This window comes from Acinetobacter sp. IK40 (genome assembly GCF_035615075.1).
In the GTDB taxonomy this organism is placed as follows: domain Bacteria; phylum Pseudomonadota; class Gammaproteobacteria; order Pseudomonadales; family Moraxellaceae; genus Acinetobacter; species Acinetobacter courvalinii.
Genome location: NZ_JANBOE010000014.1, coordinates 45661 through 53747, shown reverse-complemented (window position 1 = coordinate 53747; position 8087 = coordinate 45661). Strand labels below are relative to the sequence as shown.

The following is an 8087-nucleotide window of genomic DNA, read 5'->3' as shown; positions in this document are numbered from 1 at the left end:
AGTCAACAGGTAATTTAGATATTTAGCAAACTTATCAACCAACCCAAGAATCTAACCATTTTAGCCAAATCCTTGTTTCTCAACAAGTTTTTATCTGCATCACCGCCGATGGATGTGCATTCTACAGTATTTCAGACCGGATGCAACCCTGTTTTTTATTATTTTCTTTTGCATGTTTCTTTTTTCAACAAAACTGATATTTTCGTTGTTTTTATCATCTATTTACGTATAAAAAGCAGGCTCTGGGCCTGCTTTTTATGATTTTTATTTCGATCTAGTCGGTGAAAGTCACACGTGCAATCGCTTTTTTACCTGACTGAATGATTAAAGTGACGTTTTCTTTGACAGAGTAGCTCATATCTACCACATTCCAGTCGACTTTAACCGCACCGCGACCCACAGCATCTTTTGCAGCAGCTGCATTCGGGTTTAAACCTGCAACGCGCAGAATAGTTGCAATAAACAACTCGCCACCAAACTCGCCACGAGAAATTGTTACTTCAGGGGTATCTTCCGGCACTTCACCTTCAGTTACGCGGTTCCCTGCACTTTTATGTGCATTTTCTGCCGCTTCTGCGTCATGGAAACGCTCCACCAGCTCAAGCGCCAAAATACGTTTGATCTCTTGTGGATTGCGACCCGCAGCCATCTCATCAAGTAATACCTTGATTTCATCCAGTGATTTAAAGCTGAGTAAATCAAAGTAGCGTTCAATTAGACTATCTGGCATCGACAGGATTTTTTGGTACATCGCGCCTGGTGTATCAAATACGCCAATATAGTTGCCTAAAGATTTAGACATCTTATTAACGCCATCTAAACCTTCAAGAATTGGCACAGTGATACACACTTGTGATTCCTGACCATAACGACCTTGTAAGGTACGACCCATCAATAAGTTAAACGTCTGGTCTGTTCCGCCTAATTCGACGTCTGCTTCAAGCGCAATCGAGTCATAGCCTTGTACCAATGGGTAGAGGAACTCATGAATCGCAATCGGCTGATGGTTGTTATAACGCTTGGTGAAATCATCACGTTCTAACATACGCGATACTGTTTGCTGGCTTGCCAACTGGATTAAATCAGCAGCGGTTTTTTGACTAAACCATTCTGAGTTAAAACGGACTTTGGTTTTATTTGGATCTAGGATTTTAAAAACTTGTTCTTGGTAGGTTTTTGCATTGGCAATGACCTGCTCTTGTGACAACGGCGGACGCGTTGCGCTCTTACCCGTTGGGTCACCGATCATGGCCGTATAGTCACCAATCAGGAAAGTAACTTCATGACCTAAATCCTGAAAGGTTTTTAATTTATTGATCAGAACAGTATGTCCCAAGTGTAAATCAGGAGCCGTAGGGTCAAAGCCTGCTTTTACACGGAGAGGACGATTCTCTTTCAGTTTTTTCAGTAAATCTTCTTCAGAGATAATCTCGTGCGTGCCTCGTTGAATGAGAGCAAGCTGTTCTTCGGCTGGCAAGAAATTTGACATCACAAAACCTAAACACATCAGTTATTCAATTTGTGCGATATACTAACATTTTTTCAGCATCTTGCAGGATAAGTTGTATATGAGCGCGATCTATATTGGTGTAATGACAGGCACGAGCATGGATGGTGTTGATATTGTTGCAACTTCATTCGATCCTTTAACGCTGCATGCCACACTCACCGTGCCTTTTGAGCCAGAATTGCGTGATGAATTGATGGCATTAACGCTGCCTGATGACAATGAAATTGACCGTATGGGTAAAGCTGATGTCGCTTTGGCACAAATGATCGGACACGGCATCAATCAACTGATTGAGAAAAATAATTTAGACCGCACACAAATTAAAGCCATCGGCTCACATGGGCAAACTATTCGTCATCGTCCTGAGCATGGCTTTACCTTGCAAATTGGTGATCCCAATATCATCACTGAAATCACGCAACTGCCTGTGGTTTCGGATTTCCGCCGACGCGATATGGCTGCTGGCGGGCAAGGTGCGCCCTTAGTCCCGGCGTTCCATCAGGCGTTGTTTCAGCATGACAGTATTCATCGTGTAATTCTAAACTTAGGCGGGATTGCCAATATCAGTATGTTGCCAGCCAACAATGCAGACGGCGTTTATGGCTTTGATACAGGCCCGGCCAATATCTTGATGGATGGCTGGTGCCATCGCCATACCGGTCATCCTTATGATGAAAATGGCGACTGGGCGGCCTATGGTAATCCGATTCGCTCGCTATTAGATCGTTTGCAAAGCCATGAGTTTTTTGCCAAAGAACCACCTAAAAGTACGGGTCGTGAAGACTTTAATCTGGAATGGCTAGACGAACAGCTCAGTGACTGGCGCAATGACCTGGGCTATGACGAACTGGAAGACACGCCAGAAAATGTTCAGGCTACCTTGATGAAACTGACCACACGTGCCATTAAGAAAGCCATTTATCGCAGTAAAGAGGCGATGCCGACAGGCGAAATCTACGTGTGTGGTGGTGGGGCGTATAACTCGCATTTACTTGAACAGTTGCGCTGGCGCTTGCGTAAACATAACTGGTCGGTACAAACCACAGATGCGCTGGGTCTAGCGCCAACATGGGTAGAAGCAACAGCGTTTGCATGGCTCGCGATGCGATTCGTAGAACAGTTGAGTGGCAACCTGCCCGCAGTGACTGGTGCATCAGGTGATCGTATTTTAGGGACTATTACCGCGGTATAAGAATAAAAAAGCTTCTCAACTGGAGAAGCTTTTTTTTATGACAACAAGAATCTATTAAATCGAGAAAGATGAACCACAGCCACAGGTCGTGGTCGCATTCGGGTTTTGCACCACAAAACGAGAACCTTCCAGTCCTTCCAGATAATCAACCACTGAACCGACCAGATATTGATAGCTGAGTGAATCGACCAGCATTTTCACATCGCCATTCACAAATTCAGCATCATCTTCATTGACACTTTCAGCAAAGTTAAAGCCGTAAGAGAAACCTGAACATCCGCCACCCGTTACATACACGCGTAACATAAGGTCGTTATTCCCTTCACTTTCGCGTAGTTGGCGAACTTTGTTGGCAGCATTATCTGACAATTCTAGAGCTTGGGCGTTCATGATGGATATTCCTCAGACTTCAATACGTCTTTCATAAATAAAAGACCCGATATGTAGTATAGCATACTCAATATTGGGTCTGTATTTGAAGTTTTAAAGTGCGCTTAATGACTTTTTACAAGTTTACTTGTAGTTTTCGTCTTGTAAGCCACATTCAAAATTCTTGGCATCTTCACGGCAACGGAATTGCCATAATAATTTCATCATCCGCTTGTCATAAATCCCTTTAGCGGTCAGGTTGATACGCGCTTCACGCATCAGTTTTTGATAGCCTGGCTTGTCTGCGGCAGGTACTTCCATCCAGTATTTTTGAGGAATATCTGCTTTCATTTTGCCCAGAATACCAAACGCGCGTGGTAATTGCGCTTTCACCCACTCACGAGATTTTTGGCCAAAGCCTGTTGGAAATTTATCAGGATGAATAATCAGGTTGCCCGTCACCTGCAAGATTGGATAATTCACAATCGCACCTTTGCTGCCTAAACCCTTATAGAGTTCCAACGGTTTAAATGCAGCGGCTGGTGCACCAATGATATCGACCTGTCCGTTATTAAATTTGGCACCAAAATTGGTAATATCTGAGCTCACTGCTTGTGCACCGACCTGTGAAGCCATGATTTTTTGTGCTTCATCATAGTCCAGTACGGCGATTTTCTTGCCCGCAGCTTTAGCAACGGTATTGATATTACGGTCATTTACCAATAAGTAGGCATCGCCGACAGGAATCACCCCCACCACTTCATATTTGCCATTGACCATGGCTTTGGCAAAGGTTGGACTCGCAAGGCCCTGCATGACTTTCACGGCGAGTTTAAGATCAGTAATCGCTCCAATCGCATCCAGTGAACCTGTAAACGGGTTAAACTGACGACCACGCATCCCTGTGATACTGACCCCATCACATTTACCTGCTTTGAAATCTTCAGCAATGACAGCCTCATTGGTGCCCACTTTAAGCTCAATATCTGCGCCCCAGTTTTTTGCAGCCAGTTGATAATCTTTCATCAAGGCATACACATCACCGCTTTTGCCGACGATATCGAATACACAAATTGTTTGTTTGGCCTGAGCACCCGCAGATGCCGCCGCGATCCCTGTTGCAAGTAATAAGGTTTTAAACCATTGCATTTTATTGTTCCTTTGCATCTATGCTAATTGTTGTTGCACCACACCCAAATTTAAAATCCTGGTCCATCCTGTTCAGATTTCAAATAAATCTATGTTGTTATGCAGTCATGTTTCATCGTCCAGACCAAACCTGCTTTCGATCTTTCAAGATTCCATCTGGTTTTTATATATTTCTATCATTACGATCTTTCAATCTAAACACAATGACTCAAATGACAGTGGTAAAAAAACAAAAAGCCTAGATGAATCTAGGCTTTAAGTACACTTTATGGCAATTAGGGATTATTCACCCGGTAATGCACATTCAAAGTTTGCTTTGTCTACCGAACAACGTGCTTTCTTCAATACAGACATCATACCAGCATCGTAAATACCGCGTTTAGTAAGATCCATACGACCGTCACGTAACAGTTTTTGGTATTTCAGATTGTCTTCAGCACTTAAGTTCATTTTGTATTTTGCTGGGATTTCAGACTCATAACGCTTGATCATGGCAAAAGCTTTTGGCAATTGTTTCACGAAGTAGTCACGAGATTTTTGACCAAAACCAGCAGGGAATTTTTCTGGACGAATCACAAGATCCGCAGTCACTTGTAATACTGGGAAGTTAAACATTGCACCATTCGCGCCCAAACCTTTGCTTAACTCTAATGGTTTGTAAGCATAAGCAGGCGCACCAACCATATCGACCTGACCATTGTTGAATTTCGCAGCAAAGTTAGAAATATCAGAAAGGACCGCCTGCGCGCCTACGCGTTGTACCATGATTTTTTGCGCATCGTCATAACCCAATACCGCGAATTTTTTACCCGCTGCTTTTTCAATGGAGTTAATGCTCTTGTCACGTACGAAAATGTAAGCAGCACCTAGTGGAGAGATACCCGCAACTTCGTATTTGTTACCACCTAAATTGGTGGTCATTTTTGCAGCATTACGCGCATCAAGAACATAAGTAATTGCACGTTGTGCTACCGCATTACTTGGCGCACCACCAAGCGAGTCAACAGAACCCGCAAATTTGTTATATGGACGAGCACGCATTGCTGTCATTGCTACAGCAGCACATTTACCCGCTTTAAAGTTATTGTCCGCAACCTGTTCATCCGTGATTGCAAGCAGGTTGACATCAGCGCCCCAGCCTTTCGCTGCGAGTGCCCAGTCCTGCATCATTTTGTATGATTCACCTGACTTTCCTAATAAGTCGAATACACACACGTCAATTGCTGCTTGAGTAGAAGCAGATACACCAAAGATCGAAGTTGCTGCAAGAGCAAGTGCCATTTTTTTCATATTTTTCATCCTTTCACAAACTTTATGTTTGTCTCCTTGTTCGAAGCAAATATTAATCATGTTTTTTAAAAAAAAATAGAGCTTCTACTCTATTTTTATGACTGGATTGTTTATTTTTCACCCTCTTTTATCTCTTTCTATTATTTTAATAGGCATTTTTGTTATATATGCCTAAGTTTGTGTATCAATTTATCTATTGCTTGTTGTTCTCCTGTTTTATTCGCCACTCAGGGTACACTCAAAATTGGTCCGTTCTACCGTACAACGGGCGCGTTTAAGTACATTCATCATACTCGCATCATACACGCCTTGCTTGGTTAAATTCATGCGTCCATCACGCAACATTTTTTGATAACGGGTTTTATCTTCATTGGTCAAGGTAATCTTTTTGGCATTCATGCCTGCCTCTAAACGTTGCACCATGGCAAAGTTACTCGGCAATTTATTGACAAACCATTTACGTGATTGCGGACCAAAACCAGCAGGAAATTTTTCCGGACGAATAATCAGATCACCGGTAATATTGACCACAGGGAAATTAAACAGCGCACCATTGGCCAGTCCCTTACTGATTTCCAGAGGTTTATAGGCATAGGCAGGTGCAGCAATCACATCGACCTGCCCACTATTGAATTTTTTTACAAAATCAGAGATATCCGATGGCACTGCCACCAGATCAATACTTTCAACAATCGCTTTTTGTGCCTGATCATAATGTAAATACGCAAATTTCTTGCCTTTGGCCTTTTCTATGGTGTCGATCTTTTTATCACGAACAAAAATGTAGGCCAGCCCGACCTGAATAATGCCGGCAACTTCGAATTTTTCGCCGTTCATTGTCGCAGTTAAACGATGCTGATTGCGTTTATCCAGCACATAGCTAATCGCCTTTTGTGCAATGGCATTACTGGTGACTGCCCCGACAGCATCGACAGAACCTGCAAATTTATTATATTTACGCGCCCGCATCGAGGTCATATACACCCCATCGCACTTGCCGGCATCAAAATCTTTTTCTGCCTTTTCCTCATCCTGATAAGGAATTAATTCAACGTCCCCTTGCCAGGTCTTGGCAGCAAGCTTCCATTCTTCGACCAGCTTATAAGACTCCCCAGCCTTACCCAATAAATCAAATACGCAAATGTCCTGTTTGGCCTGTGCAGGAGTCGCTGTGACCAAGAGCGCCGTAGCACTCAATGCCCAAAGTCCTTTTTTCATCTTGTTTTCCCTTCTTACCCTATATTGCACAATTTTCCATCAGTGCCAGATCAATATAGTCAGCTTTTGTTTAAAAGCATAGTGCTTTTATATACATACGTCGGGTTTTCCTGACTTTTAACACTATTGATCACAGTTTGACAATTTAAGCCAACTCTTTATTGAAAAGGGCTGTTTGCCCCCGATTACTCATCACTAGAGGGTGGACTCTATTTATTCTCCACCTAAGGTACATTCAAAATTAGTCCGGTCAACGGTACAACGTGCCCGTTTGAGTACGTTCATCATGGTGGCATCGTAAATTCCACGTTTGGTCAGATCAATCCGTGCTTCACGCAAGATACGCTGATAACGGGTTTTGTCTTCCTGATCCAGACTGATTTTATATTTGGCGGGTAATTCCGCTTCGATTCGCTGGATTAAAGCAAAATTGCGATTAAGCCGACTGAGAAACCACTGTCGTGAGTTTTGCCCAAAGTTGGTCGTGAATTTTTCAGGTCGAATAATCAGATCCATGGTCATGTTGACCGCAGGAAAAGTAATGATGGCACCGTCATTGCCCAAACCTTTATAAATTTCCAAGGGTTTATAGGCATAGGCTGGCGCTGCCATAATATCGGCCTGCCCTTGATTAAATTTCTTGGCAATATCCGAGATATCCGAAAGTACAGCTTGCCCACCAAGACTCCTGACCACAATTTTTTGCGCTTCGTCATAGCCCAGGACTGCAAACTTCTTGCCCCTAATTTGTTCAATGCTGTTCATTCTTTTGTCTTTGACAAAGATATAGGCCAGACCAATTTGCGAGATCCCTGCCACTTCATAGCTCTGATTCGCGACCTGACTGATTAAACGGCGCTGGTTACGCTTGTCCAAAGCAAAACTAATCGCTTTCTGTGCAATGGCATAGCTGGGTACCGCGCCAATCGCATCGACAGAGCCTGCAAACTTGTTATAGGCACGTGCACGCATGGAAGTCATATACACACCCTCGCAGCGACCTTGTTCAAAATCATGTTCAGCCATCGCCTCATTCTGATAGCTGACCAGATTGATTTCACCCTGCCATGCGCTTGCGGCTAAGGCCCACTCTTGCATGGCCTTGTAGGCTTCGCCGGATTTCCCCATAAGATCAAATACACAAATTTTAGTTGCAGCACTGGCCTGTGTATTTACAGTCAGCATCAGCATGGCTCCCAATGTCAGAATTCCCTTCTTCATTACCCCGTCCTAGTAGACTATTTTTGATGTGATGTGTTGTTTTTCCTAGATTTTAAATCATAATCTGATTTTCATCACAAAAATAGAGCATTTACTCTATTTTATGATAAGCGGGTGAAATGATGATGTCTGCCTTAA

The 8087-nt window shown here is 43.2% G+C and carries 7 protein-coding genes; 1 reads left to right on the top strand and 6 read right to left on the bottom strand.

Going from position 1 to position 8087, the window contains the following annotated elements:
• Positions 1 to 274: 274 nt before the first annotated feature.
• Positions 275 to 1507 carry a tyrosine--tRNA ligase gene (gene tyrS / locus MSG93_RS18595; protein ID WP_009506246.1) on the bottom strand — a complete coding sequence of 411 codons (1233 nt, stop codon included), beginning with the start codon at positions 1505 to 1507 and terminating at the stop codon, positions 275 to 277.
• Between the two features lie 61 nt (positions 1508 to 1568).
• On the opposite strand from tyrS, the gene MSG93_RS18590 reads away from it, so the two are divergent.
• On the top strand, positions 1569 to 2702 hold the full coding sequence (locus MSG93_RS18590) for an anhydro-N-acetylmuramic acid kinase (RefSeq protein WP_324622894.1): 1134 nt from the start codon (positions 1569 to 1571) through the stop codon (positions 2700 to 2702).
• A gap of 54 nt (positions 2703 to 2756) precedes the next feature.
• On the opposite strand, the gene erpA is transcribed toward MSG93_RS18590, so the two are convergent.
• The 5 genes from erpA to MSG93_RS18565 all read right to left on the bottom strand — a co-directional run bounded on the left by erpA (position 2757) and on the right by MSG93_RS18565 (position 7949).
• Positions 2757 to 3092: an iron-sulfur cluster insertion protein ErpA gene (gene erpA / locus MSG93_RS18585; RefSeq protein ID WP_005281616.1), complete on the bottom strand. Its 336-nt coding sequence runs from the start codon at positions 3090 to 3092 to the stop codon at positions 2757 to 2759.
• Between the two features lie 123 nt (positions 3093 to 3215).
• On the bottom strand, positions 3216 to 4220 hold the full coding sequence (locus MSG93_RS18580; protein WP_005281613.1) for a putative solute-binding protein: 1005 nt from the start codon (positions 4218 to 4220) through the stop codon (positions 3216 to 3218).
• A gap of 282 nt (positions 4221 to 4502) precedes the next feature.
• Positions 4503 to 5510, bottom strand: coding sequence for a putative solute-binding protein (locus tag MSG93_RS18575; protein WP_005281610.1), 1008 nt, complete (start codon positions 5508 to 5510; stop codon positions 4503 to 4505).
• Positions 5511 to 5726: 216 nt separating this feature from the next.
• On the bottom strand, positions 5727 to 6728 hold the full coding sequence (locus MSG93_RS18570; protein WP_005228154.1) for a putative solute-binding protein: 1002 nt from the start codon (positions 6726 to 6728) through the stop codon (positions 5727 to 5729).
• A gap of 213 nt (positions 6729 to 6941) precedes the next feature.
• On the bottom strand, positions 6942 to 7949 hold the full coding sequence (locus MSG93_RS18565) for a putative solute-binding protein (RefSeq protein ID WP_324622893.1): 1008 nt from the start codon (positions 7947 to 7949) through the stop codon (positions 6942 to 6944).
• Positions 7950 to 8087 lie beyond the last annotated feature (138 nt).

Excerpts from the sequence above, each read along its gene's own strand:
- MSG93_RS18580 (WP_005281613.1), bottom strand. The coding sequence starts at position 4,220 with ATGCAATGGTTTAAAACCTTATTACTTGCAACAGGGATCGCGGCGGCA.
- erpA (WP_005281616.1), bottom strand. The coding sequence starts at position 3,092 with ATGAACGCCCAAGCTCTAGAATTGTCAGATAATGCTGCCAACAAAGTT.
- MSG93_RS18575 (WP_005281610.1), bottom strand. The coding sequence starts at position 5,510 with ATGAAAAAAATGGCACTTGCTCTTGCAGCAACTTCGATCTTTGGTGTA.
- MSG93_RS18565 (WP_324622893.1), bottom strand. The coding sequence starts at position 7,949 with ATGAAGAAGGGAATTCTGACATTGGGAGCCATGCTGATGCTGACTGTA.
- MSG93_RS18590 (WP_324622894.1), top strand. The coding sequence starts at position 1,569 with ATGAGCGCGATCTATATTGGTGTAATGACAGGCACGAGCATGGATGGT.
- MSG93_RS18570 (WP_005228154.1), bottom strand. The coding sequence starts at position 6,728 with ATGAAAAAAGGACTTTGGGCATTGAGTGCTACGGCGCTCTTGGTCACA.
- tyrS (WP_009506246.1), bottom strand. The coding sequence starts at position 1,507 with ATGTGTTTAGGTTTTGTGATGTCAAATTTCTTGCCAGCCGAAGAACAG.